20 protein-coding genes are annotated in these 25111 nt (G+C 60.4%); 4 read left to right on the top strand and 16 right to left on the bottom strand.

Features of this window, described 5'->3' with window-relative positions:
• The 4 genes from topA to KI236_RS10825 form a co-directional block, all read right to left on the bottom strand.
• The gene (gene topA, locus KI236_RS10840) at positions 1–2295 is read right to left on the bottom strand and encodes a type I DNA topoisomerase (RefSeq protein ID WP_212821791.1); all 2295 of its coding nucleotides are present in this window, start codon (positions 2293–2295) and stop codon (positions 1–3) included.
• A gap of 9 nt (positions 2296–2304) precedes the next feature.
• The gene (gene dprA / locus KI236_RS10835; RefSeq protein WP_212821790.1) at positions 2305–3531 is read right to left on the bottom strand and encodes a DNA-processing protein DprA; all 1227 of its coding nucleotides are present in this window, start codon (positions 3529–3531) and stop codon (positions 2305–2307) included.
• A gap of 6 nt (positions 3532–3537) precedes the next feature.
• Entirely contained in the window at positions 3538–4311 is a 774-nt protein-coding gene (locus KI236_RS10830) for a TrmH family RNA methyltransferase (RefSeq protein WP_212821789.1), read from the bottom strand.
• A gap of 959 nt (positions 4312–5270) precedes the next feature.
• Complete coding sequence (locus KI236_RS10825; protein ID WP_212821788.1) at positions 5271–6731, bottom strand: MATE family efflux transporter; 1461 nt, start codon at positions 6729–6731, stop codon at positions 5271–5273.
• Between the two features lie 326 nt (positions 6732–7057).
• Between KI236_RS10825 and KI236_RS10820 the strand changes: the two genes are divergently transcribed.
• Positions 7058–7225 carry a hypothetical protein gene (locus KI236_RS10820; RefSeq protein ID WP_212822044.1) on the top strand — a complete coding sequence of 56 codons (168 nt, stop codon included), beginning with the start codon at positions 7058–7060 and terminating at the stop codon, positions 7223–7225.
• Positions 7226–7283: 58 nt separating this feature from the next.
• On the opposite strand, the gene lysS is transcribed toward KI236_RS10820, so the two are convergent.
• The 8 genes from lysS to KI236_RS10780 all read right to left on the bottom strand — a co-directional run bounded on the left by lysS (position 7284) and on the right by KI236_RS10780 (position 16501).
• Positions 7284–9236 carry a lysine--tRNA ligase gene (lysS, locus tag KI236_RS10815; protein WP_212821787.1) on the bottom strand — a complete coding sequence of 651 codons (1953 nt, stop codon included), beginning with the start codon at positions 9234–9236 and terminating at the stop codon, positions 7284–7286.
• Positions 9237–9275: 39 nt separating this feature from the next.
• Positions 9276–9752 carry a transcription elongation factor GreA gene (greA, locus tag KI236_RS10810; protein WP_212821786.1) on the bottom strand — a complete coding sequence of 159 codons (477 nt, stop codon included), beginning with the start codon at positions 9750–9752 and terminating at the stop codon, positions 9276–9278.
• 104 nt (positions 9753–9856) lie between these two features.
• Positions 9857–10549: a hypothetical protein gene (locus KI236_RS10805; RefSeq protein ID WP_212821785.1), complete on the bottom strand. Its 693-nt coding sequence runs from the start codon at positions 10547–10549 to the stop codon at positions 9857–9859.
• A gap of 316 nt (positions 10550–10865) precedes the next feature.
• On the bottom strand, positions 10866–12008 hold the full coding sequence (locus tag KI236_RS10800) for a murein hydrolase activator EnvC family protein (protein WP_212821784.1): 1143 nt from the start codon (positions 12006–12008) through the stop codon (positions 10866–10868).
• 11 nt (positions 12009–12019) lie between these two features.
• Positions 12020–12904 (bottom strand): permease-like cell division protein FtsX, encoded by an 885-nt coding sequence (gene ftsX, locus KI236_RS10795; protein WP_212821783.1) that lies wholly within the window; start codon positions 12902–12904, stop codon positions 12020–12022.
• Positions 12901–13584 (bottom strand): cell division ATP-binding protein FtsE, encoded by a 684-nt coding sequence (gene ftsE, locus KI236_RS10790; protein WP_212821777.1) that lies wholly within the window; start codon positions 13582–13584, stop codon positions 12901–12903. Before ftsE ends, ftsX begins: the two co-directional genes overlap by 4 nt.
• A 962-nt stretch (positions 13585–14546) precedes the next feature.
• The gene (locus KI236_RS10785; protein ID WP_212821773.1) at positions 14547–15641 is read right to left on the bottom strand and encodes a PucR family transcriptional regulator; all 1095 of its coding nucleotides are present in this window, start codon (positions 15639–15641) and stop codon (positions 14547–14549) included.
• Between the two features lie 77 nt (positions 15642–15718).
• The gene (locus KI236_RS10780; RefSeq protein WP_212821763.1) at positions 15719–16501 is read right to left on the bottom strand and encodes a pseudouridine synthase; all 783 of its coding nucleotides are present in this window, start codon (positions 16499–16501) and stop codon (positions 15719–15721) included.
• 62 nt (positions 16502–16563) lie between these two features.
• On the opposite strand from KI236_RS10780, the gene KI236_RS10775 reads away from it, so the two are divergent.
• Positions 16564–17013, top strand: a complete 450-nt coding sequence (locus KI236_RS10775) for a DUF4830 domain-containing protein (protein WP_228738161.1) — start codon at positions 16564–16566, stop codon at positions 17011–17013.
• Between the two features lie 153 nt (positions 17014–17166).
• Here KI236_RS10775 and KI236_RS10770 read toward each other — a convergent pair whose 3' ends face one another.
• Together KI236_RS10770 and glpK are read right to left on the bottom strand one after the other, a co-directional pair.
• Positions 17167–17583 (bottom strand): zinc ribbon domain-containing protein, encoded by a 417-nt coding sequence (locus KI236_RS10770; RefSeq protein ID WP_212821760.1) that lies wholly within the window; start codon positions 17581–17583, stop codon positions 17167–17169.
• A gap of 338 nt (positions 17584–17921) precedes the next feature.
• Positions 17922–19415, bottom strand: coding sequence for a glycerol kinase GlpK (gene glpK, locus KI236_RS10765; protein WP_212821759.1), 1494 nt, complete (start codon positions 19413–19415; stop codon positions 17922–17924).
• 80 nt (positions 19416–19495) lie between these two features.
• On the opposite strand from glpK, the gene KI236_RS10760 reads away from it, so the two are divergent.
• The gene (locus KI236_RS10760; RefSeq protein WP_212821758.1) at positions 19496–20434 is read left to right on the top strand and encodes an alpha/beta fold hydrolase; all 939 of its coding nucleotides are present in this window, start codon (positions 19496–19498) and stop codon (positions 20432–20434) included.
• On the opposite strand, the gene KI236_RS10755 is transcribed toward KI236_RS10760, so the two are convergent.
• Positions 20425–20964, bottom strand: a complete 540-nt coding sequence (locus KI236_RS10755; RefSeq protein ID WP_212821757.1) for a putative ABC transporter permease — start codon at positions 20962–20964, stop codon at positions 20425–20427. The genes KI236_RS10760 and KI236_RS10755 overlap by 10 nt on opposite strands.
• 77 nt (positions 20965–21041) lie before the next feature.
• Here KI236_RS10755 and KI236_RS10750 point away from each other — a divergent pair, with 77 nt between their 5' ends.
• Complete coding sequence (locus KI236_RS10750) at positions 21042–21620, top strand: uracil-DNA glycosylase (RefSeq protein WP_212821756.1); 579 nt, start codon at positions 21042–21044, stop codon at positions 21618–21620.
• 556 nt (positions 21621–22176) lie between these two features.
• Here the strand turns inward: KI236_RS10750 and KI236_RS10745 are convergent.
• Positions 22177–24819, bottom strand: coding sequence for a cation-translocating P-type ATPase (locus KI236_RS10745; protein ID WP_212821754.1), 2643 nt, complete (start codon positions 24817–24819; stop codon positions 22177–22179).
• Positions 24820–25111 lie beyond the last annotated feature (292 nt).

Below are 25111 nucleotides of genomic sequence, written 5' to 3'. Positions count from 1 at the left end.
TCACTCCTTTTCCTCGCCCTTTTTGGCGGTGACTTTCGGTGACTTTTGGGCACCCTTCGGTGCAGCCTTGGTCACCTTTTTGGTGGTCTTTTTGGCGGCTTTTGCGGCGGTTTTTGCACCGGCTGCTTCACCGCCGTCCTCGGTCTTTTTCCGATAGCCCCGTTTATCCTCGGGAAGGAAGTTGGGACAGTCGGGGTTGATGCAGAAGGGACGGTTGAAGCCCTTGCCGGATTTTTTGAACATGGTCCAACCGCACAGGGGGCAGTCATCCTTGGTGGGTACATCCCAGGTGCGGAAGTCACAGCGCTGACTTTCGTCGGCGGCGGTAGAGCGGTCGCAGCAGTAGTAGGTGTACTGCTTGCCGCTCTTTTGGCTGACGCCGGTGCGCTTCATAAGCCGCCCGCCGCACTTGGGGCAGCGGCCCGGCATCTGGACCACCAGGGGCTTTGTAAAGGTACACTCCGGGTAGCCGGGGCAGGCCAGGAACCGGCCGAAGCGGCCGCTCTTGACCACCATGTTGCGGCCGCAGACATCGCACTTCTCCTCGCTGACCTCATCGGGCACCTTGAGATACACGCCCTCCATGTCCTTTTCCACCTGGGAGAGATTCTCCTCGAAGTCGCCGTAGAACTCCCGCAGCAGCTCCTTCCAGTTCTTATCGCCGGACTCCACCTCGTCCAGCTCCTTTTCCATATTGGCGGTAAACTTCACATCCACGATCTTGGGGAAGCGCTGGCACATCAAGTCGTTGACCACGGACCCCAGGGGAGTCATGCGCAGATACTTGCCCTCCTTGACCACATACTCCCGGTCCAGGATGGTAGACACCGTGGGAGCGTAGGTGGAGGGGCGGCCAATGCCGTTTTCCTCCAGGGCGCGAATGAGGGAGGCGTCGGTAAAGTGGGCGGGGGGCTGGGTGAAATGCTGCAGGGGCTCCATCTTCTGCAGCTGCACCGTCTCCCCCTCCTCCAGAGGCGGCAGAGCGGGCTCCTTCTCCTCCTTCTCCTCGTCCCGGCTCTCCTCGTACACGGCGGCATAGCCGGCAAATTTCAGGCTGCTGGCGCTGGCACGGAAGCTGTGGTCCCCCGCCTGAAGCTCGGCGGTGACGCTGTCATAGACGGCGTTGGACATCTGGCTGGCCAAAAAGCGGCTCCAAATGAGCTTATAGAGCCGGTACTGCTCGCCGCTGAGGTCGCCCTTTACCTGCTCGGGGGTGAGGCTGACATTGCTGGGGCGAATGGCCTCATGGGCGTCCTGGGCCCCGGCCTTGGCCTTATACTGGCGGAAGGCGTTGGGACGGTAGGCGGCGCCGTAGCGGCTGTCGATGAGCGCACGGGCGGCCACCTGGGCCTCATGGGAGATGCGCAGAGAATCGGTACGCATATAGGTAATAAGACCTACGGCGCCCTCGCCGCTGAGCTCCACGCCCTCATACAGCTGCTGGGCGATGGCCATGGTGCGGCGGGGGGTCATATTCAGCTTGCGGGAGGCCTCCTGCTGGAGGGTGGAGGTGGTGAAGGGAGGGGACGGAGAGCGCTGCTTATCCGCCCGCTTCACGCTCTTGACGGAGAAGGTCCGGGACATAACATCCTCACAGATGGCCTGGGTCTCCGCCTGGGAGGCGGGCTCGTACTTTTTGCCGTTTTTCCCGTAGTAATGGGCCTTAAAAAGGGTCTTATCCCCCTGCTTATGGAGCAGGGCATCCAAGGTCCAATACTCCTGGGGCACGAAGGTCTCAATTTCCTTCTCCCGCTGGGCCACCAAACGCATGGCCACGGACTGGACCCGGCCGGCAGACAAGCCCCGGCGGATCTTCTTCCACAGCAGCGGGGACAGGCGGTAGCCCACGATACGGTCTAAAACGCGCCGGGCCTGCTGGGCGTCCACCAGGTCCTGGTCGATGCGCCGGGGGGCGGCGATGCTCTCCTGCACCACTTTTTTTGTGATCTCGTTGAAGGTGACACGGCGGGTCTTGGCATCGTCCAGATCCAGCAGGTATTTCAGATGCCAGCTGATGGCCTCTCCCTCACGGTCCGGGTCGGTGGCAAGATAGACCATGTCGGCCTTATCCGCCGCCTTTTTCAGGCTCTTGATGATGTCCTCCTTGCCCCGGATGGCCCGGTAGTCGGGCTTAAAATCGTTTTCAAAATCAATGCCGATCTTGCTCTTGGGCAGATCGCGCAGGTGGCCCATGCTGGCCATGACCTCGTAGTCCGGGCCCAGGTACTTGCCAATGGTCTTGGCCTTGGCCGGGGACTCCACAATGACCAGATTTTTTGCAGCCTTTTTTGCCATAGTTCCTTTTTACTCCTTTGTTTCCTCGACCTCCACGGTCCGCAGGTACTTTCGCATACCCTCTCGGCGGATGAGGCCGTCTATTTCCATGATCGTTACCGCTGAGAGGACTTGGGCTACCGGCAGCTGTAAGCGGTCGGCGGCCTCATCGATCAGCAGGGGGATTTTATCGTCTAAAATGCGCAGGAGGGAGAGCTCCAGGTCACTGAGATCCCGGGCGCTGCGCCGGGGAAGGGCCGGGGCAGCCGGCTGGGGAGACCAGGGCTTATCCTGCACGGGTTTTTCCCACCGGGGGGTATCCTCCGGCCCGGCAGGCGGCTCCGCCAGAGGCGGCCTGTCGCCCCGGGGATGCAGCTTATGGGGAAAGCGGAGATAATAGCCGCTGAGAATATCGCTGCTCTGGGCAGCCAGACCCGCCCCATCCCGAAGCAGGGCGTTGCAGCCCAGACTGGTCCGGGCGTCGATGGGCCCGGGGACGGCGAACACCTCCCGTCCCTGATCCAAAGCCGTGGCAGCGGTGATAAGCGCGCCGCTCTTTTCCGGGGCCTCCACTACCAGGGTCGCCACGCTCAGGCCGCTGATGATGCGGTTGCGGACGGGAAAATGCCAGGAGCGGGCCTCGGTGCCCGGCGGATACTCGGAAAGCACCACGCCGGAGGAGAGAATATCGGCATAGAGCCGGGCGTTTTCGGCGGGATAGGCAATATCCGGGCCGCAGCCCAGCACCGCCGCCGTGATGCCGCCGGCCCGAAGCGCTCCCTCATGGGCCGAGGCGTCGATGCCCCGGGCCAGGCCGGAGACCACCAGAGCGCCCTCCCGGGCCAGAGAATAGCCGAAATGCTCCGCCGAGCGGAGACCGTAGGGCGAGCAGCTGCGGGTGCCCACCACGGCGATGGCAGCCTCGTCATCGAAGGAGGGCATGGCCCCCTTGCCGTAGAGCAGCAGAGGCGGGTCGAAGATATTGCGCAGGCGCTGGGGGTAGAGCGCATCGTGGAGGGTGAGGACGAACACATCCTTCCGGGCGCAGCGGTCCAGGATGGCCAGGGCCTTATCCAAAGATTTATCGGAAAGAGAGTCCAGCTGCTCCTTTCCCAAGGGCTCCACCGACGAAAGGGCCTGAGGGTCGGCATAGTAAACCTCCTCGGCAGAGCCGAAGCGGGCCAAAAGCGCACACTTGCAGGCCGTGGTGAGATGGGGCCTGGTGGAGAGCCAAATCCAGTATTGCAGGGCAGACATAGCTTCTCACTCCCTCCCGTCACTGCCCCGGTAGCCCTCCCACAAAAGGACGGAGGCGGCTACGGCGGCATTGAGAGACTCGCAGCGCGGGGACATGGGGATGCGGACGGTGCCGTCGCAAAGGGCCAACAGCTCCCGGGACAGGCCCCGGCCCTCGCTGCCGATGGCCACGGCGGCCCGGGTCAGGTCCACGGTGCGGGCGTCCAGGGTGTCGAGGCGGAGGGCGGCGCCGTAGAGGGGCAGGCCGCTCCTTTGCAGCAGCCGGCAAAGCTCCGAAGCCGAGCAGGACCACACCGGGCGGCGGAACAGGGCGCCCATGGAGGAGCGGAGGGTTTTGGGACTATAAGGGTCGGCACAGCCGGGGAGGAGAAAAAGCCCGTCCCCGTCAAAGGCGTCCAGGGTGCGCAGCACCGCGCCCACATTGCCGGGGTCCTGAACCCCCTCCAGGGCCACATAACGCCGCCCGGTGAGCTTTTCGGGCGGGGTGAGGGCCGGGATGCGGCCTGTGAACAAAACGCCCTGAGGGCTTTTCATGGGAGAAACGGAGGCCATGACATCCCCGGGCACGCAGACGACCCGGACACACTCCGGGAGGGTGGGAAGGGTCACTCCCTCGGTGCAGACCACGCACACCGGCTCCACCCCCCACTGCAGGGCCTCCCGGAGCAGTTTGGGGCTGTCGCCCACGAACTGACCGCTTTGGCGGCGGTAAGCAGCATCGGAGGACAGGCGGCGGATATGGGAAAGCAGAGGATTGGCGCGGGATGTGATGCGGTCCATGGAGGGGCCTCCTTTGGGTGGAGTAGAAGGATGGGGGTGCATGGGGTGCGGGATGCGGATTGCCACAGCCAGTGTGCGCACTGGCTTCGCAATGACAGGTTTTTTACAAGGGGTGCGGGGGAATGTCCGGCGGGCGGACAGAGGCGTCCGCCCCTACGGATGACAATAAGTGCGGTAAAACGGGGCGTCGGGGACGCCGCCCCCTACGGATAGGGTGCAAGAGGTGCGGGGGGCGGGCGACCGCAAGGGTCGCCCCTACGGAGGGTTACAAGGGGTGCGGGGAGCGGGCCGATGTGGGCATCGGCCCCTACGGAAGCGATTGTAGGGGCGGACGACCCTGTCCGCCCGGGCCCAATAACGCAACACCTTGTAGGGCAGGGCCCGTGTGCCCTGCCGGGAGTGCGGGAAAGGAATCCCCCAGTCACGGCTTCGCCGTGCCAGCCCCCTTTAGGCAAGGGGGCCATGGGGACGGGGGGTGCGGATTGCCACGACCAGTTTGCGAACTGGTCTCGCAATGACAGGGTTTTTACAAGGGGTGCGGTAGGCGGGCCGATGTGGGCATCGGCCCCTACGGAAGCGTTGCAGGAAGTGCGGGGGGCGGGCGACCGCAAGGGTCGCCCCTACGGAGGGGCATGCGTCTATATCATATACCTATATAATAAAGCAGTATTTTTTTGCGATGTCAAGAAAATTTTTTGCCGCAGAGGTAAATCTGCGGCAAAGGAGAGGGATTTTCAGATGGGATCGGGAGGGGTGCGGACCGGGAAAGTCTCCCCCCTGTGGCCGCTGCCGGTGCAAGGGGGCAGGGGGTATACGGGCGCGTTTTGCTATGCAAAAGCATAGCAAAATAAGAAATGTGCCATTTCCTCGCCCCTACGGGGCAACCGGAAATGATGCACAAAAAACTTCATGCACCGGCATTTGCGCATTTTCGTGGTGCAGCGTTCCTGCATGAAGTTTTATGCGGACAGGCTCCGCTGTTTTTTACTTTTTGCACCGAACAGATACCGCGCCGCCGGATAAATCAGCGAAGCCACCGCCAGGGTCCACGCCCCCGGATCTCCGAAGCACAGGGCAATATACGCCCCGGTGGAGGCCGAGGAGTCGATGGGCCCGCCGTTTACCATCGCCGGGAGAAATGCGCAGATCAGGACCCGCGCCACCAGCTCGGCACAGCCGGCCACCAGCGCGTACTCCGCGTGTCCGACGCCCTGGACCGCCGCCCTGAAAACAAACAGGATCATCAGCATGAAATACAGGGCCAGGTCCACATAAAGATAGATATTTCCGTAGCGGATCGTGGCCTCCGTGATCTTATCCGCACTCATAAACAGGTGCTGGTACGCGCCGTTTATGGTGAGAAGCATACCGAGGCCGCCGAGAATCCCATACATGGCAAGGCCGATAAGCAGGCTTTTTACGGTGCCGCGGCGGATCCGGTCCTGCCGTCCCGCGCCCAAATTCTGGGCATGGAAGCAGACGATGGCCGTGCTCAGGGCGTTCATGGGGCACATAAGGAAGTTATTGAGCTTATTGGCGGCGCCGAATCCGTTCTGGGCGGGATTGCCGGCTACCATGACCCCGCCCTCGCCGATGTCAAAGCCCACAAGCGCGCGCTGCATCACGATGATGCCGATTGCCAGCACCGAGAACTGAAGGCCCATGGGAATGCCCTGTCTCAGGTGCCGGACATAGAAGGAAAGGGCCACATGGAAGTCACTTTTCGTGGGGTGGAGCTCCTCGTATTTCCTGAACGCGTAGATCAGGCACAGTACCGCGCTCAATGCCTGGGCCAGCACGGTTGCCACCGCCGCGCCAACGACCCCGAGCCTGAGCGCAAGGATGAAAAACAGGTCCAGGCCGATATTCAGCACGGTGGAAAACAGCAGGAAAATCAGCGGCGTTGTGGAGTCTCCCAGGCTCCGCAGGACGGAGCAAATCAGATTGTAGTAAAACTGGGCGAATATGCCGATGAAAATTATCAGGGAATACTGATAGGCGGCCTTCCAGACGCCGGGATTTGTCTCGGACAGGCCGATGAAGCGAAGCAGGGGCCCCAGGGCCAGTATGGCGATGGCGGTCAGCAGCAGGGACATAGCACCGCCGAGAATGAGCTGCGCCGCGAAGGATCTTCTGACCCCGGGTTTATCGCCCTGCCCCGCCGCTATGGAGGTTATCACCGAGAATCCGGCGGTGCAGCCCACTGCAAACTGCAGGAATATAAAGAGGATCGGGAAAACATCATTTACGCCTGCAATTTCATCGACGCTGAGGGTCTGGCCGCAGATGGCGGCATCGCTGATGGTATAGATCTGCTGAAGCAGGTAAGAGAGAATGATCGGTACGGAAAATTTGAAGATCACCCATCCTTCGCTGCCGGAAAGCAGGTCGAGGGAGGGTCTGTTTCTGAGTCTTAACATTTTTATCCCTTCAGTTGCAAATTTGATTCCCGGGCTATAGACCCGGGGTTTTTAGTTTGGCCAGGGGGCAAGGGCTTACAGCCGCAGGCCCTTGATGTCCTTGATGCGCGAGAGGATCATGTGGCAGCTGCACAATCTTTTGATCCAACCCGTCCAGTCCGTCCAAATACATATTGCATCCTCCGCAGGCCATGCCCTTCCATGATCTTTAACGCCTTATAATAGCACCGCTCCCACAAAATGTAAATAGAATATTGACAGAATGCTTTAATAGACCTGCAATGCTTTCAAAATGCAGGTTTTTTCTTGCATTTCGGAGGCACGCTATGAATCAGGATTTAACGAAGGGTCCTGTTACCAAATCCATGCTGCTGTTTGCCGTTCCCATGATTTTAGGGGATCTGCTGCAGCAGCGCTATAACATCGCCGACAGTCTCAAAAGCCCGCTGACCGAAATCAGCGGGCTTTTTTCATGTGAACTTGAATTTGTCTGATTCGCATTTGGCGTAAGCCTGGCGTAAATTGGCGTAAGCACCGACAATTTAGGGGCAATCAATAGAGCTTTGCGCCGGCGGGGATGTGAGGATCCACCATCAGCAAATGGAGCTTTTCCTCGCCGTTTTCGTGATGCACGGCAGAGATGAGCATACCGCAGGAATCAATGCCCATCATGGGTCTGGGCGGCAGGTTCGTGATGGCGATGCAGGTCTTTCCAACCAGCTCTTCCGGCTCATAATATTCGTGAATACCGCTCAAAATGACCCTATCTGTGCCGGTTCCGTCGTCCAAAACGAACTTTAAGAGCTTTTTGGACTTCTTCACAGCTTCGCATTCCTTGACCTTTACGGCACGGAAATCGCTCTTGGAGAAGGTGTCGAAATCGACCTGATCCTGGAACAGCGGCTCGATCTCCACATTGGAAAAATCGATTTTTTCCTCCACGACCGGAGCCGCCTGAGCAGCCTCCGCAGGAGCCGAAACTTCCTTGGAAACCTTCTTGTCAGAGTCCAAAGGTTTCATTGTGGGGAACAGGATCACATCCCGGATGGAGTCGGTGCCGCAGAGCATCATGGCGCAGCGGTCGATACCGAAGCCCAGGCCGCCGGTGGGGGGCATACCGTATTCCAGAGCCAGGACGAAGTCCTCGTCCATCATGTCGGCCTCCTCGTCGCCCTGGGCGCGCTTTTCCGCCTGGGCCTTGAAGCGCTGGTACTGGTCGATGGGGTCATTGAGCTCGGAGAAGGCGTTGCCCATCTCGCAGCCGCAGATGAACATCTCATAGCGCTCGGTGAGGTAGGGGTCGGCGGGGCTGCGCTTAGCCAAGGGGCTGACCTCCACGGGGTACATGGTGATGAAGGTGGGCTGGACCAGGGTCTCCTCCACCTTCTGATCGAAGGTCTCATAGAGGGCATTGCCCCAGGTGTGGGCCACGCCGTCCATATCCACGCCTACGCTCTCCGCCAGCTCCACAGCCTTGTCGGCATCGCCCTCAATGGCCATGAAGTCGGCGCCGGTGACAGTCTTCACCGCGTCGGCCATGGTGACGCGCTTCCAGGAGGGGGTCAGGTCAACTTCATGGCCCAGCCAGGTGACCTTGTAGGTGCCCAGAATTTCCCGGGCAGCACCGGAGAGAATGCCCTCCAGAATGTCCATCATGCCGTCCAAATTGGTGAAGGCCTGATAGAGCTCACAGGTGGTGAACTCCGGGTTATGCTTGGTGTCCATGCCCTCGTTGCGGAAGATGCGGCCCACCTCGTACACCCGCTCCATGCCGCCGACGATAAGCCGCTTCAGGTGCAGCTCCGTGGCGATGCGCATATACATATCAATATCCTGGGCATTGTGATGGGTGATGAAGGGACGGGCGTTGGCGCCGCCGGCAATGGGGCTGAGAACGGGAGTCTCCACCTCCATAAAGCCCAGATTATCCAGGTAGCGGCGCAGGAAGGCCACAAACTTGCTGCGGATCTCAAAATTGCGCTTGCTCTCGGGATTCATAATGAGGTCCACATAGCGCTGGCGGTAGCGCAGCTCCTTATCCGTAAGGCCGTGGAACTTCTCGGGCAGGGGCTGGAGGGACTTACTCAGCAGGGTGATGTGCTTGGCCCGGACACTCATCTCGCCCTTTTCCGTGCGGAACACAGTGCCCTCCACACCCACGATGTCGCCGATGTCATACTTCTTGAAGCGGTTATACTCCTCGGGGTCCATCTCGTCCCGGCGGGCGTAAAGCTGGATGCGGCCGGACTTATCCTGCAGGTCGCAGAAGGAGACCTTGCCCATACCGCGCTTGGACATCAGGCGGCCGCCTACGGAGACGGTCTGACCCTCCAGGGCGTCAAAATTATCCTTAATTTCCCGGGCATGGTGGGTAACATCATACTTGGTGATGGTGAAAGGATCCATCCCCATATCCTGCAGGGCCTTGAGTTTATCGCGGCGCACCTTGAGAATCTGCTTGAGATCCTGCTCCTGTTGAATGTTACGGGTTTCCTGCTCTGCCATGGCGGATATCCTCCTTTGTAAAAATTTTGGTTTATAAACTCATCTCTCGATGGAGTCGATGCGGTAGCGAATGGCCCCCCGGGGAGCCTCTACGGTGATCTCCTCCCCTGCCTTGCGGCCCATGAGAGCCTTGCCGAAGGGGGAGTCCTCAGAGACGGCGAAGTTCATGACATCCGCCTCCTGGGAGCCGACGATCTTGTACACGGGCAGCTTTTTGCCGGTGGAAAGGTTGGTGACCGTGACCTTGCAGCCGATGGAAATCTTATCGGAATCGGTTTCGGACTCGCTGACGATCTTGGCGTGAAGCAGGATCTCCTCCAGCTCGGCAATGCGGGAATAGAGCTTGCCCTGCTCGTTTTTGGCCTCGTCGTATTCGCTGTTTTCACTCAGGTCGCCGAAGCCCCGGGCCTCCTTGATAAGCTCGGCGATCTCGTCGGCCCGGGTGGTTTTACTGTAATCCAGCTCCGCCTTCAGCTCGTCGTACCGCTCCTGGCTCATTTTGAACTCTTTAACCATGGTAACGCTTCCTTTCTATGATCCGGTGTGGCCCCTTATCTATACAATACTACACCGATTTTATAATAAGTCATACTGCATTATAGTGAGTTTCCCACCCGGTGTCAAGCACCGAAATGAATTCTTTTTACCGCCAGCTCCGATGCGGGGAGCCGGCCCTGTCGGTGCAGGGCCGCCAGCAGACACTCCCCCTCGATGCCGGGAGGCACCGCGTCCCGGAGAGTCGGGGGGAGTATGTACTCTACCGGCTGGCAGCGGCACCCCTCCCCCAGCAGCAGGGCGGAGGGTGGGGCGTCCGGGCTGAGGGACACCTCCAGGGACGGGGCTGCGCCGCCGCAGGCCAGGCCGTAGCGCCGGAGGAGCCAGTCCTCCAGAGCCTGCTGACCGCAGCCGGCAGCCAGGTGCAGGTAGCGTACCCGCTCCGCCAGAAGCTGGGCCGCCCAATAGACCGGCAGGCTCGTCCCCGGAGCGGTGAGGCGGACGGAGGCGCTGCCGGGTGAGAGGTGTTTTTGGTGAAAGGCGCAGGCAAGCAGGGACGGCAGCACGGCCCGGCGCAAGGGGGCAATGTCCACCGGGCGGAGATCCATTTGACCCCAGGAGGGCAAATCCTCCGCCCAGGCGCCCTCCCGAATGCCCGCCTCACGGAGAGCGTGACCCTCCCGGCGCAGAAGCAGCCGCAGCAGCACCGAGGGATGGCCGCCGATTTCCACCCGGCACAGAGGCAGGCCGCAGAGAAGCTGTATGTGATGACGCACCCGGGGCAGGCCCCGGGGCTGATATGTGATCCAGGCAAGCATGATGATCCCCTCCCATGGAAGTGTATGGAGGGAGAAGGGGGAATATGCGGGGAGAGGAAAGCGGTAGGGTGGGGATTACGGATTGCGAAGCCGGTGTGCGCACCGGCTTCGCAATGACACGGTTTTTACAAGAGGCGCGGTGCAAGGCTGACGGGCGGACAGAGGCGTCCGCCCCTACGCACCGTTTACCGATAGAACTTCGTAGGGGGCGGCGTCCTCGACGCCCCGTATGCACCAGTTTTCATATTATGCTTGGGGTTTTTGTCATGGGAAAAGGGCGGACACATTGTGTCCGCCCTCAGAGGCGCAACTATAATTACCAATCCCAGGCAATGTAACCGGGAAGGTAGGGCAGCGGGTCGATGGTGCCGCCGTTTTTATACATGGTGTAATGGATATGGGCGCCGGAGGAATTGCCGGTATTGCCGCAGATCCCGATGGTCTCGCCCTGGGACACCGTTTGGCCCACGGAAACGCTGCAGCCATCCATGTGTCCATAGAGGGTGGTGATGCCGTCGTCGTGGGCGATCATAACGCTGATGCCGTAGCCGCCGTTCCAGCCGGCCTGGATGACCCGGCCGGACTTGGCTGCCAGCACCGCAGAGCCCCGGGCGGCGTCAATATCTGCGCCGTTATGGCTCTCGTAGCCGTGGAAGGGGCACCAGCGCTCCCCATAGGGACTGGTGACCACCCGGGTATTATTCGTGGGCCAGATATAGCCGTCCACGCCGCTATTGCTGCCGCTGCTGCCACTGCCGCCGGAGCTGCCGCCGCTCTGCTGCTGACGGATCAGCGCCTGGATACGGGCCTCATCCTCCGCGGCCTCGTCCAGCATGGCCTGGTGGCCCGCCTCCGTCTCCTCATATTCCCGAATCAGGGTAGAGGCGGCATCTACCTGCTGCTGGAGCTTGGTCTGGGAGCTTTCCATCTCCGACTTTTGTTGCTCTAAGGCGGCCTTATCCTCTGTGAGCTGCCGGCGGGTGGTCTGGAGGTCGGAGATCACCTGACGGTCATAGTCCATGACCTCGTTTACAAAATCCATCCGGGCCAAAAGGTCCGTGAAGCTGCTGGCCTTAAAAAGCACCGACCAGTAGGACACGGTGCCCCGCTCCTCCTCCTCCCGCACCTGGCGGCAGAACAGCTCGTACTGCTCCTGCTCCTTTTGGGTCAGCTCCGTGATGCGGGTCTGGGTCTCGTCGGACTGCTGCTGCAGGAGGCTGATCTCCGAGCGGAGCTTATCATTCTGCCTATCCAGCAGGGCCTTTTCCTCCAGAGCCTTGCTCTTATCGGACTGAATGGCCTCGATCTGCTTTTCCAGCTCCGCCTGGGCGTCCCGGGCCTCCTGAAGCTGGTCGGACAGGCTGCTGGCATAGGTGGGAACGGGCTTGGCCATGCACAGAAGGGATGCTGCCATGCAGGCGGCGCACAAAAGGGATAGGGCTCGTTTACGACTGAACATTGCTGCCTCCTTTACACACGCAGGAATTTACGGATGGCGGTAAGGCTGCCGCCTACACCCACCAGGATGCCCGCCAGCAGGAACACGCCGCCCACGGGCCAGCCGATCTTTTGGAAGCTGACCACCCGGAGGATCTGCAGGCTGTCGGACCCGGCGATGCCGCTGGCAATGGCGTTATACAGCAGCCACTGGAGAAAGAACGCGATGACCGCGCCGAACAGGCCCAGAAGCAAACCCTCGAACACAAAGGGCCAGCGGATGAAGCTGTCGGTGGCTCCCACCATTTTCATGATGGCAATTTCGTCCCGCCGGTCAAAGGTGGTGAGCTTGATGGTGTTGGAAATGATGAATACGGACACCACCAGCAAGATGGCAATGAGGGCGATGCTGATGACACCGGCCACATTCCGGGCGGTGATGAACCCGGCGGAAACCGCCTCGTCCGCCCGGACCTTGGCAATATGCTCCACCCCGCGCAGGGCTTCCACGGTCTGGGAAAGCTGGGTCTCATCCTGCAAATGAACGACAAAGCGGTGGCGGAAGATGCTGGGGTCCAGGTCCGCATAGAGATCGTTTTCATCGTACTGGGCCACATAGCTGTCACGGGCCTGCTCCCGGGAGACGAAGGTGGCATCGGCCACATTGGGCACAGCCTCTACCTTCCCCTGCAGGGCCCGGGCCTGGTCTTCGGTAAGGCTCTCGTCGATAAAGGCCAGGACGGCGTTCTCCTTTTGCAGGTTTTTCAGGTTATAATCCGCGTTGTAGGCCACCAGGGAAAAGGTGCCCATAATGAGCAGGCAGGCCACGGTGATGCCGATGGCCGCAAAGGACATGAAGCCGTGGGAGAACATATTGCGGCTTCCTTCCCGGAAGAAATATCTGAAATTACCTTTCATCTGGCCACCTCGTACCGTCCCATAGCATCCCCGGCCACCATGCCGGCATTGATGGTGATGACGCGCTTGTCAAAATGATTCACCAGGCCCTTTTCATGGGTGACCACCACCACGGTGGTGCCCAGAGCATTGATGCGCTCTAAGAGGGTCATAATTTCCAGGGAGCGGGCGGGGTCTAAGTTGCCGGTGGGCTCGTCGGCCACGATGGTGCTGGGGTTATTCACCAAAGCCCGGGCAATGGCCACCCGCTGCTGCTCGCCGCCGGAGAGCTGATCGGGCAGGCTCTGCTCCTTACCCTTGAGGCCCACCAGCTCCAGCACATAGGGGATGCGGGCCTTGATCTCCCGGGGGCTGGCCCCCACGGCGCGCATAGCAAGGCTCAGATTGTCCCACACGGTCTTATTGGTAATGAGCCGAAAGTCCTGGAAAATCACGCCGATGGTGCGGCGCATATAGGGGATCTGCTTGTCGGAGATGCGGCCCATGGAAAAGCCATTGACCATGACCCGGCCGGAGGTGGGCACGATCTCCCCGGTGAGCAGCTTGATAACGGTGGATTTGCCGGAGCCGGAGGGGCCCACCAGGAAGGCAAACTCCCCGTCCTCAATGGAAAAAGAAATGCCCTTCAGGGCCTCTGTCCCATTGTCGTATACTTTTTTAACATCTATCAGACGAATCATAGGTTCCTCTCAATCAAAAACACAGGTTTCTTGTGTGGAAAAGTAACAAAACGGTTACATAATTTATTATAAGGGGTGGGGCAGTATTTTGCAACAGGAAAAATATGAAAAAAGTGTGAACTGTGGGGAAGGAAGGGGGATTTGAGGGAATAGGGGAAAATGAAATGCGCAGCGGGTTTGGGGACGGGGGATGCGGATTGCCACAGCAGTGAATCGGTCACCGGTTCGCAATGACAGGGGTTTTACATGGGGTGCGGTGGGGCGGGACGATGTGGGCATCGTCCCCTACGGAAGCGTATCTTGAGGTGCGTAGGGGAGGGGCTACAAGAGGTGCGGTGCAGAGAGGAATCCCCCAGTCACGGCTTCGCCGTGCCAGCCCCCTTTAGGCAAGGGGGCCAAGGGGACGGGGATGCGGATTGCCACAGCAGTGAATCGGTCACCGGTTCGCAATGACAGGGATTTTTGCAAAGAGTGCGGGGCAAGGCCGGGCGGGCGACCGCGAGGGTCGCCCCTACGGAGAGTTACAAGGGGTGCCTTGCAGCGGGCGGGGTAGAACCCCGCCCCTACGGAGGGGCTACAAGGAGTGCGATGGGGCGGGACGATGTGGGCATCGTCCCCTACGAATGCGATACAAGGGGTGCAAGGGGCGGACAGAGGCGTCCGCCCCTACGGATGCGTTACAAGAGGTGCGGTGCAGGGAGGAATCCCTCAGTCACGGCTTCGCCGTGCCAGCCCCCTTTAGGCAAGGGGGCCAGGGGGACGGGGGTTGCGGATTGCCACAGCAGTGAATCGGTCACTGGTTCGCAATGACAGGGATTTTTGCAAGGAGTGCGGGGCAAGGCCGGGCGGGCGGACAGAGGCGTCCGCCCCTACGGATACCTCTATTGATAATTGCCAATGGCCAGTGGCGTGAAAACAGGGAGGCACCGACGAGGGTGCCTCCCTGGGGGTCGATTGATTCTTTACGCTTCGATACCGCGGCTGGTGAGATACTTTTTCACCATCAGGGCTACCTTGAAGGTGATAGCGTCGTCGAATTCCCGCAGGTCCAGGCCTGTGAGCTTTTTGATCTTCTCCAGACGATAGACCAGGGTATTGCGGTGAACAAAGAGCTTCCGGGCGGTCTCGGACACATTGAGGTTGTTTTCAAAGAACTTGTAGATGGTGAACAGCGTCTCCTGATCCAAGGCATCGATGGGATTCTTCTTGAACACTTCCTGCAGGAACATCTCGCACAGGGTGGTGGGGAGCTGATAAATCAGACGCCCGATGCCCAGGTTCTCATAGTTGACAATGTAACGCTCGGTGTCGAACACCTTGCCCACCTCAATGGCGATCTGGGCCTCCTTGTAGGACTTGGCCAGATCCCGCAGATGGGTGGCAATGGTGCCCACGCCCACGAACACGGTGTTCTCCCCGTCTACCTTCAAGGCCTCGCCGATCTGCTGGGCCACCCGGTCCAGGTCACGGCCATCGGCGCCGTCGGGCAGCTGGTGAATGAGAGCCACATCCGCCTCGCCCACACTGAGGACGAAGTCGTTCTGCCGGTCGGGGAACAGGCCCTGGACCACATCCATGGGTACGCTCTCCATGCGCTCGTCGATAGGCCGGATGACAAACACACCCCGGTTTACCTCCACGGGTACATGAAGCTCCTTAGCACGCATATAAATGTCGCTGATAAGGATATTGTCGGAAATGATGTTCTTAATGAAGGAGCCCTTGTCGTGCTTCTCCTCATAATAGGCCTTGGCCGAGTTCAGTGCCACGCAGGCCATGGCGCAGACCGTGCGGCCCACGCTGTCGTCGCCGCTGGCAAACACGGCATAGTCGAAGTGGCTGCCCCAACCGGGCAAAGCCTTGAAGGTCTTGCCCTCCACGCAGACACAGTTGCCGTCGGCCCCTTCAATGGCGTCCACATACTTGGTCCACTTTTTGCCGATCCCGGTAAGTTCGCTGCAGGCAATAACGCAGCCGTCAGCGTCCAAAACGCCGATGACACGGTCCGTTGTCTCCTTGAATTGCAGCACTACATTTTGAAAAATCCGTCCCGACATGATAATCCTCCCGGCCATTCCCTTAGGAATGAATTTGTGCAATCTGTTTAGGCCTTTTTTGTATTATACCGTCAGAATCACGGTTTTGCAAGAGTTTTTTTATATTTCTCACAAAAATTGTTGTCATTTTTTTGGCAATCTGTCTCTGTAAACCCAACGCATTGGCCTAAGATGGCAATTTCTTCCTGGGTAAGATGACGAAATTCACCCGGGCGCAGGGTCTCATCCAGGCTGAGAGGGCCCATGGACAGGCGTTTGAGATAGGTAACGGGGGTGCCGCAGGCGGCCAGCATACGCTTGGCCTGATGAAACTTTCCCTCCTGCAGGGTCAGCAGCACCTCCCCGTCCCCGGTGACGCGCAGGTGGGCGGGCAGGCAGACCAGGCCGTCCGAAAGGGTGAGACCGGCGGCAAGGCGGGCGGTGTCCGCCGCCGTAGGGGTGCCCCGGGTGCGGGCATAGTACACCTTATCCACATGGCTCTTGGGAGAGAGCAGGCGGTGGGCCAGGGCGCCGTCGTTGGTGAGGAGCAAGAGCCCCTCGGTGTCCTTATCCAGACGGCCCACCGGCGAAAGGCCCCGGCGCCGCAGCTCCGGGGGCAGCAGGTCCAGCACCGTTTTCTGCCGGCTGTCCCGGGCGGCGGAGAGAACGCCGGCGGGCTTGTGGAGCATCAGATAGGTAAAGCGGCTGTAAGACAGGGCTTCGCCATCCACCCGAATATCTGCGGCGGTGGGGTCTATTTTCACATCTGCGGCGGCGGCAGGCTGACCATCCAGCTCCACACGGCCCTGGCGCACCAGGTCCTTCACCTCCCGCCGGGACCAGCGGCCCGTGGCGGCGAGGAGCTTATCCAATCGTTCCATGTTTTTTCTCCTGTGTGCATATCCCGGGCGCAGCGCGCATAGGCTGGTCCGGGGTGATCGAGATGAAAATGCTATGCTTTTCCCGCCGAAAGCTGCTGCCGGCGGCGGCGATAGTCCTGGTTATTGCGGTGGGGGCCGTGCTGCTGCTCTCCCGGGGGAGAGGAAAAGGGGCCGAAAGGGTATATCCGGGCGGCAACGAGGGCCGCGTCACCTACCTGGAAAAGCTGGGCTGGCAGGTGGAGCCGGAGCCGGTGGAGACGCTGCAAATAAAGCTGCCGGCGGACCTCAAGGGCTACGAGGACTACCTGGCCCTGCAAACGGAGCAGGGGCTGCCCTTTGCGGACTGCGGGGGGAAGGTGGTGTGCCGCTACACCTACCGGGTGACCAACTACCCCGGTGGGCGCAGGGACGCCCAGGTGAACCTGCTGCAATGCGACGGCGCGGTGGTGGCCGGAGATGTGGTGCTGCTGGGAGAGGACGGCGGGGTGTTTGGCCTGGAATTTCCGAAATAATCGTATATTATAATAGTTATGGTAAGGCAAATCGCCATGGGCGGACAGAGGCGGACGCCCCTACAAGCAATTTCGTAGGGGCCTCCGCTGCCGGGTGGCTTTTGCTCTAAAAAGGGCGGCGCGATGCGCCGCCCTTTTTGATTTCGGGGTTCATTACTCCTGGGTATCCTTGGCCTCGCCCATGGGGGCGCCGCACTCGGGGCAGAACTTGCTGTCGGCGGTGGTGCCGCAGACAGGGCAGGTACGCTCGGCGGGCTCTTCCTCCTCGTCCTTCTGGGGCTTGGAGGCCTCCAGCTCGGCGATCTTGGCCTTGGAGGCGTTCACAGCCTCCACCACATCCTTCACAGCATCCGGAATATCTTCGCCGTACTCGGCTACAAACCACTCGCCGATGGCCTTGTAATTCTTATCCAGCTCCCGCTGCTCAGACAGGATGGCCATATTGATCTTGGCGGAGTCGGCCACTTCCTTGGCCTTCTCGCTGGCGGCACCTGCCAGATCCTTTGCCTTATCCACGGCTACGCCTGCATAGGTCTGCGCCTTCTTGGTCAATTCATCAAAAAATGCCATATTATAATCTCCTTTCACATTTTGCGGTTTTGGTTATTATACAAAATTTTTTTAGGGTTTGCAAGAGAAAGATGGGGGTGGGGGACGCGCAATGACACTATTTTCGCAAGAGCTGCGGTGCAAGCCCGGGCGGGCGGACAGAGGCGTCCGCCCCTACGGGGGGGTACAAGGGGTGCGGTGGGCGGGCCGATGTAGGCATCGGCCCCTACGGAGGGTTACAAGGGGTACGGTAGGCGGGCCGATGTAGGCATCGGCCCCTACGGAGGGGTACAAGGGGTACAGTAGGCGGGCCGATGTAGGCATCGGCCCCTACGGGGGGGTGTTATCTATTGCTGTTTTTAATGCTCGATCCAGTCGGCGGCCCGGGCTACGGCCCGCTTCCAGAGACGGTATTCCTCGTCGCATTCGCTCTGGACCCTCTGGGGCAGGAACACCCGGTCGCTGCGGCGGAGGGTCTCCAGCTCCTCCAGGCTGCTCCACATACCGCAGGCCAGACCCGCCAGAGCCGCCGCGCCGAAGGCGGTGGTCTCCACCATGGCGGGACGATCCACGGGGATGCGCAGACCGTCGGCCTGGAGCTGCATCAGCAGGTCGCTGACGCTGGCGCCGCCGTCCACCCGCAGGCAGGCAATGTCGCACCCGGCGTCCTGGCGCATGGCCAGCATCAGGTCCGTGACCTGGTAGGCGATGCACTCCAGCACCGCCCGGGCAATATGGGCCCGGCCCGTGCCCCGGGTCAGACCCAGGATGGCGCCCCGGGCATACATATCCCAATAGGGAGCGCCCAGGCCTGTGAAGGCGGGCACCACCACCACGCCGCCGGAGGAAGGGACCGTGGCCGCCAGGGTATTGATCTCCGGGGCGGAGCTTATGATACCCAGCTCGTCCCGCAGCCACTGGATGGTGCTGCCGCCGTTAAAAACGCTGCCCTCCAGGGCGTAGCAGGTTTTACCTTTTACCTGCCAGGCAACGGAGGTGACCAGGCCCGCCCGGCTGCGCACCGGGTCCGTGCCTACATTTATCAGGGTAAAGCAGCCGGTGCCGTATGTATTTTTAGCCTGGCCGGGAGCAAAGCACCCCTGGCCGAAGAGGGCCGCCTGCTGGTCCCCCGCCGCACCGCACACCGGAACCCCCGCCACCTTTTCAAAGCCGGGAATATCGGGCTTCACGGTGCCGTAGATCTCGCTGTTGGACACGGGCCGGGGCAGGGCGGACATGGGAATATGCAAAATGTCGCACAGCTCCTCGTCCCAGCGGAGGTTATGAATATCGAAGAGCATGGTACGGGAGGCATTGGAGTAGTCCGTCACATGGCTGCCGGTGAGCTTCCAGATGAGGTAGCTCTCCACGGTGCCGAAGAGCAGCTCGCCACGCTCCGCCCGATCCCGGGCCCCGGGGACATTATCCAATATCCAGCAGATTTTCGTGGCCGAAAAATAGGCATCCAGCAGGAGGCCGGTGGTGGCCTGAATCCGCTCCGTAAGGCCCCGCTTTTTCAGCTCCTCGCACATCTCCGCCGTGCGGCGGCACTGCCAGACAATGGCGTTATACACCGGCTCGCCGGTTTTTTTGTCCCACAGCAGGGTGGTCTCCCGCTGGTTGGTGACGCCGATGCCCAGCACCTGGCCCGGCTTTACGGCGCGCAGAGCCTCTGCCGCCGCCCGGCTCTCAGACCCCCAAATGTCTGCCGGGTCGTGCTCCACCCAGCCGGCCTGGGGATAGATCTGGGGAAAGTCGTATTGGCCCACCGAGGCGATCTGACCGCGGCGGTCAAACAGAATGGCGCGGGAGCTGGTGGTTCCCTGGTCCAGCGCCAGAATATACTGCTCCATTGGCTTCTCCTCTTTTCTTTTTCACACCGATGTGATATAATACTACGCTGATAGTATACCACGGAAGGAGCGCCGATTCTATGACAAATTGTGAACATTTCCGTTTCCTCTCCTCCGACGGAAAGACCCAGCTGCACGGGTGCATCTGGACCCCGGAGGAAAAAATCAAGTTCCGGGGTGTTTTGCAGATCGCCCACGGTGTGGCAGAACACATTGAGCGGTACGACGACTTTGCCCGGTTTCTGAATAGCCAGGGCATCGTGGTGGCCGGGCACGACCACCTGGGCCACGGCAAGTCCCTGCCCCAGGGAGGCACGCCGGTATATTTCGGGGAAAAGGACGGATGGAAGCACGCGGTGGACGACATCCACGGCCTGCACCTGATTTTGGCCAAGCGCTATAAGCGTCTGCCTCAGCTTATCCTGGGGCACAGCATGGGGTCATTTCTCACCCGGTCGTATCTCATCCGCTATCCCGGGGAGAAAAAGGCCGCCGTCATCATGGGCACCGGCTGGCAGCCGGGCTATATGCTCACAGGCGGCACCTTGGTCGCCAAGCGCTTCCTCTATAAAAACGGACCGGACTCCACCAGTCCCTTTGTCACCGAGATGGCCTTCGGCGGGTATAACCGGGCCTTTGCCCCCAACCGCACGGGCGTGGACTGGCTCTCGGCAGACACGGAGAATGTGGACCGCTACATCGCCGACCCCCTGTGCGGAGCGGACGCTACGGTGGGCCTGTTCCGGGATATGCTGGGGGGTATCCGCTTCAATCAGAAGCGGGGGAACCTGGCAAGGATGGACACCTCTATGCCGGTGCTGTTCATCGCCGGGCAGGATGACCCGGTGGGCAACATGGGAAAGGGCGTGCGGCGGTCATATGATGCCTTCCGGGCCGCCGGGATGCAGGATGTTTCCATTCAGCTCTACCCCGGCCTGCGGCACGAGATCCTCAATGAAAAGGCCATGCAGGAGACGGTGTATAACGACATTTTGAATTGGCTTTCCCGTTATATCTGATGCAATTCCGCCCAGAGGTTTTTAAGGCCTAAGAGGTCTATATTATGGCTGCGGCGCAGGAGACGGACGGTAAAGAAGCTGTCGGCCATGAGCAGCAGCACCGCAGCTAAGGTCGCCTCCGGAGAGATACTCGCCAGCACCGGGGCAATACGCGGCTGCACCAGGCGCACCGCCAGGGCCGAGAGCAGTCCCCAGGCCACGGCAAAGGGGAAGCAGATGCGCCGGTGGAGGTCTAAGTGGGTGCCGCTGTAATCCCAAAACAGGACGCCCAGGCATTTTTCATAGAGAAAATGCACGGCGTACTCCACGGCGGTGCAGAGGATCCCTCCATACAGGGCCAGCTGCCAAAAGCTCTCCGTGTCCCCCGCCAGGCGAAGCACCGCCACCATGGCCAGGCCGTACACCGGGCACAGAGGCAGCAGCAGAAAGCACTTGCGCACCCGATGCCGGGCTCGGACGGCGAAGGCGTAGAGCTTTTCCAGGCCATAGCCCGCCAGGCTGTAAAAAATAAAGGTCCAAAACCAGATCATATGATCACCTCGCCTTTCAGTTTTTCACCCAGGCGGCGGTGTTATGCCCGATTTTGAAAATAGGGGGAGGAAAAGCTATGTCCGAATGGGAGAAATTGGAAAACGAATGCAGAAGCTGCCAGGCCTGCGCCCTGAGCCGGACCCGGAAAAATGTGGTGTTCGGCGTGGGAAGCCGAGAGGCGGAGGTCCTGTTCATCGGTGAGGGGCCCGGGGCCAACGAGGACGCAGAGGGCGTACCCTTCGTGGGCGCCGCCGGGAAGCTGCTGGATGATATGCTGGAAATGATCGGTCTGAAGCGGGAGGCGGTATACATCGCCAACATCGTCAAGTGCCGTCCGCCCCAGAACCGGGACCCGCTGAATGTGGAAAAGGACGCCTGCATCGGCTATCTGCGGCGGCAGGTGGCGCTTCTGCGGCCCAAGATCATTGTGTGCCTGGGGCGCATTGCGGCCATGGAGCTGATACGGGAGAATTTCAAGATCACCCGGGAGCATGGGCAGTTCTGTGAGAAAAACGGTGTGCTGATGACAGCCATGTACCACCCGGCAGCCCTGCTCCGGGACGGAAGCAAGAAGCCGGAGGCTTTCGTGGATCTAAAGGCCCTGCAGGAAAAGATCCGGGAGGTCTGCGTAAGAACGCCCATTGAATTTGATTAAATCGGAATGAGACGGGGGCGGGCGACCGCAAGGGTCGCCCCTACGAAAATGCTGGAATGCTTGCGTAGGGTGGGTTACAAGAAGTGCGGTGTGCGGGCCGATGTGGGGAGCGAACTGAGCGCTGCCGGTGGCAGAGAAAGCGAAGTGAGCGAGTGGCCGCGGTCAAAATTTTAAGCGTTCGCCGTAAGGCAGCGCAAAAATTTTGGGCACCGCAACAGGACCATCGGCCCCTACGGAGGTTTGGCAAGAAAGTGCCTGCTTGGAATCCCCCAGTCACGGCTTCGCCGTGCCAGCCCCCTTTAGGCAAGGGGGCCTGTAAGGACGGGAGTTACGGATTGCCACAGCCGGTGTGCGCACCGGCTTCGCAATGACACATTATAAGAAATGCGGTGCAAGCCCGGACGGGTGGACAGGGGCGTCCGGGCCTACGGATGACAAGGAAATTTGTGCAAACCCGGTTCGGGCCGATGTAGGCATCGGTCCCTACAACCGAATATCCGCGCCACGAAAAAAGACCGCCGAGAGGCGGTCTTTTTCCTGCATATATCTATTATGATTATTTGTGCTTTTTCTTTGCGGCACGGCGCTGGAAGAACTTCACCAGCTCCACCACCGGGATCACCAGCACGGCCAGGGCCAGGGCGATACCGTACTCGGCCCAGCCCACAGGGGTGAAGCCGAAGGCATCGGCAATGGGCCCCACCTCCAGGACCAGGGTGGTTATAAGGAGGCTGCCCAGCATGGCCGCCCACAGGACTTTATTATGGCTGTGGCCGGAGAAGATGCTGCGGCGCTGGAAGCGCATATTGAAGCTGTGGAATATCTCGCACATGCTCATGGTCAAAAAGGCCATGGTCATGCCGTGGGGAGAGACGCCGGAGGGCATCTCGAAATACCCCACCTCCACGCAGTGGCCGATGATATAGGAGGCCAGGGTAATGACGGTGATAAGCACGCCCTGATACAGAATATCCAGGCCCAGGCCGCCGGCAAAGATGCCGTCGTGGCTGTCCCGGGGCGGCCGATCCATCACATCCGGCTCCGCCTTCTCCAGGCCCAGGGCCAGGGCCGGGAAGCAGTCGGTAATAAGATTGATAAACAGCAGATGCACCGGCCCCAGCAGGGTGAAGCCCAGGAGGGTGGCGGTGAACACGCCCAGCACCTCGCTCATATTGGAGGCCAGGAGGAACTGGATGGTCTTGCGGATATTGTCGTAAATGCGGCGGCCCTCGCCCACCGCGCCCACGATGGTGGCAAAGTTATCATCGGAGAGGACCATGTCCGCCACATTCTTGGTGACATCGGTGCCGGTGATGCCCATACCCACACCGATGTCGGCGGTCTTGATGCTGGGGGCATCGTTGACGCCGTCGCCGGTCATGGCGGTAATGGCTCCGCGCTTTTTCCAGGCACTGACGATGCGCACCTTATGCTCCGGCTGGACCCGGGCATAGACGCTGTACCTGGGCACAGCCTCCGCAAGCTCCTCATCCGTCAGGTCGTTAAGGGCGCTGCCGGTGATGGCCTGGTCGGCGCTGTCGAGAATATCCAGCTCCTTGGCGATGGCCACGGCGGTGTCCTTATGGTCACCGGTGATCATCACCGGGCGGATGCCCGCCTTACGGCACTGGTGGATGGCGTCCTTCACCTCCGGACGCACGGGGTCGATCATGCCCGCCAGACCTATGAAGCACAGATCCTGCTCCAGGGTCTCGGGGCTTATATCCTCGGGCAGCTTGTCGCCCCAGCTGCGCTGGGCGGCGGCCAGGACCCGGAGGGCCCGGTCGGCCATAGCCTTATTCTCCAGCAGAATAGCCCGGCGCTTTTCCTCGGTCATGGGGCGCATTTCGCCGCTCTCTATATAGCAGGTGCAAAGGCGCAGCACCTCATCCGGGGCGCCCTTGGTATACTGGATAAAGCCGCCGTCGATCTGGTGGACGGTGGACATCATCTTTCGGGAGGAGTCAAAGGGGGCCTCGGCCACCCGGGGCTGCTGCTCCTCCAGCAGGGGTTTTTTCAGCCCCGCCTCGGCGGCGAAATTCACCAGAGCCGCCTCCGTAGGCTCGCCCTGGGCTCCCTCCTCTGTCCAGGCAGCGTCGCTGCACAGAGCCATGGCCGTGGCCAGGAGCCGCTGGGGGCCTGTGTGGTCCACCACGGTCATCTTATTCTGGGTAAGGGTGCCGGTCTTATCGGAGCAAATGACCTGGGTGCAGCCCAAGGTCTCCACCGCCGTCAGACGGCGGATCACCGCCCCGCGCTTACTCATGTTGGTAACGCCGATGGACAATACCACCGTCACCACCGTAGCCAGGCCCTCGGGAATGGCGGCCACAGCCAGGGAAACGGCCACCATGAAGGTTTTCAGAATGGCCTCCAGGGAGTAGTCACCCTCCACCAGCAGGTCAAACACAAAGATAAACACACAGATGGCCAGCACCAGGTAGGAAAGGGTCTTGCCCAGCTGGGTCAGCTTGCGCTGGAGGGGGGTCTCCTCCTGCTCCGTCCGGGCCAGAACCCCGGCGATCTTGCCCATTTCGGTGTCCATGCCGGTGGCGGTGATGACGGCGCTACCCCGGCCATAGACCACGGTGGAGCCCATATAGCACATATTTTTCCGGTCGCCCAGGGGCACATCCCCCTCGGCGCTGATGGTCTCGGCGGTCTTATTCACCGGAACGCTCTCGCCGGTGAGGGCGGCCTCCTCGATTTTCAGGGAAGCGGACTCCAGCAGCCGACCATCGGCGGGCACGGCGTCTCCGGCCTCCAACAGCACCACATCTCCGGGCACCAGGTCGGCGCTGTGCAGCACGGTGATCTTGCCGTCCCGCAGCACCTTGCTGGTGGCGGCGGTCATGGTTTGCAGGGCCTCAATGGCGGCCTCAGCCTTACTCTCCTGCACCACGCCCAAAACGGCGTTCAGCAGCACCACCGCCAGGATGATGATAACCTCCGTCAGCTTCTCCCCGGAGAGAATACTGGTAACGGCGGACACCGCGGCGGCGGCCATCAAAATCAGCAGCATAGGATCCTTCAGCTGCTGCAAAAAACGCTGGAGGTTGGTGATCTTCTTGGCCTCCTGCAGGCGGTTGGGGCCGTGCTTCTCCAGGCGAGCGGCAGCCTCCTGTGAGGTGAGCCCACCCCGCTGGCTGCCCTGACTGCACAGGACCTCCTCCGCTGACTGTAAATATTCCGGTTTCATTTTTATCCTCCTTTTCCGCCCAACCGGGCAAAACAAAAAGACTCCCACACAGGCACTGACCTATGTATGAGTCTCATTCTTTCAAGGCAGCCCGGGCCGCACAGGACCGTACTGACGGGTCTGTCTCATCCCACAAAGCAGGATGGAATTACTCCCTCAAAGCGGAAATTCGATTTGCTCCCATTATAATATCCAATTCATACTCCGTTGTCAAGTAAAATACACATAAAATAAAATAGTCTTGACGGGCCGGGGCTTTCCCGATACAATGAGGGAGTAAGGGTCGAAATCC

Source organism: Vescimonas fastidiosa (genome assembly GCF_018326305.1).
Lineage (GTDB): Bacteria > Bacillota > Clostridia > Oscillospirales > Oscillospiraceae > Vescimonas > Vescimonas fastidiosa.
Note: the sequence above shows the minus strand (reverse complement) of the source record. Positions and strands in the feature narration are given on the sequence as shown.

Excerpts from the sequence above, each read along its gene's own strand:
- KI236_RS10755 (WP_212821757.1), bottom strand. The coding sequence starts at position 20,964 with ATGATCTGGTTTTGGACCTTTATTTTTTACAGCCTGGCGGGCTATGGC.
- KI236_RS10785 (WP_212821773.1), bottom strand. The coding sequence starts at position 15,641 with ATGTCGGGACGGATTTTTCAAAATGTAGTGCTGCAATTCAAGGAGACA.
- KI236_RS10775 (WP_228738161.1), top strand. The coding sequence starts at position 16,564 with ATGAAAATGCTATGCTTTTCCCGCCGAAAGCTGCTGCCGGCGGCGGCG.
- ftsX (WP_212821783.1), bottom strand. The coding sequence starts at position 12,904 with ATGAAAGGTAATTTCAGATATTTCTTCCGGGAAGGAAGCCGCAATATG.
- KI236_RS10760 (WP_212821758.1), top strand. The coding sequence starts at position 19,496 with ATGACAAATTGTGAACATTTCCGTTTCCTCTCCTCCGACGGAAAGACC.
- KI236_RS10770 (WP_212821760.1), bottom strand. The coding sequence starts at position 17,583 with ATGGCATTTTTTGATGAATTGACCAAGAAGGCGCAGACCTATGCAGGC.
- ftsE (WP_212821777.1), bottom strand. The coding sequence starts at position 13,584 with ATGATTCGTCTGATAGATGTTAAAAAAGTATACGACAATGGGACAGAG.
- dprA (WP_212821790.1), bottom strand. The coding sequence starts at position 3,531 with ATGTCTGCCCTGCAATACTGGATTTGGCTCTCCACCAGGCCCCATCTC.
- greA (WP_212821786.1), bottom strand. The coding sequence starts at position 9,752 with ATGGTTAAAGAGTTCAAAATGAGCCAGGAGCGGTACGACGAGCTGAAG.
- topA (WP_212821791.1), bottom strand. The coding sequence starts at position 2,295 with ATGGCAAAAAAGGCTGCAAAAAATCTGGTCATTGTGGAGTCCCCGGCC.
- glpK (WP_212821759.1), bottom strand. The coding sequence starts at position 19,415 with ATGGAGCAGTATATTCTGGCGCTGGACCAGGGAACCACCAGCTCCCGC.
- KI236_RS10820 (WP_212822044.1), top strand. The coding sequence starts at position 7,058 with ATGAATCAGGATTTAACGAAGGGTCCTGTTACCAAATCCATGCTGCTG.
- KI236_RS10830 (WP_212821789.1), bottom strand. The coding sequence starts at position 4,311 with ATGGACCGCATCACATCCCGCGCCAATCCTCTGCTTTCCCATATCCGC.
- KI236_RS10750 (WP_212821756.1), top strand. The coding sequence starts at position 21,042 with ATGTCCGAATGGGAGAAATTGGAAAACGAATGCAGAAGCTGCCAGGCC.
- KI236_RS10805 (WP_212821785.1), bottom strand. The coding sequence starts at position 10,549 with ATGCTTGCCTGGATCACATATCAGCCCCGGGGCCTGCCCCGGGTGCGT.
- KI236_RS10745 (WP_212821754.1), bottom strand. The coding sequence starts at position 24,819 with ATGAAACCGGAATATTTACAGTCAGCGGAGGAGGTCCTGTGCAGTCAG.
- lysS (WP_212821787.1), bottom strand. The coding sequence starts at position 9,236 with ATGGCAGAGCAGGAAACCCGTAACATTCAACAGGAGCAGGATCTCAAG.
- KI236_RS10825 (WP_212821788.1), bottom strand. The coding sequence starts at position 6,731 with ATGTTAAGACTCAGAAACAGACCCTCCCTCGACCTGCTTTCCGGCAGC.
- KI236_RS10780 (WP_212821763.1), bottom strand. The coding sequence starts at position 16,501 with ATGGAACGATTGGATAAGCTCCTCGCCGCCACGGGCCGCTGGTCCCGG.
- KI236_RS10800 (WP_212821784.1), bottom strand. The coding sequence starts at position 12,008 with ATGTTCAGTCGTAAACGAGCCCTATCCCTTTTGTGCGCCGCCTGCATG.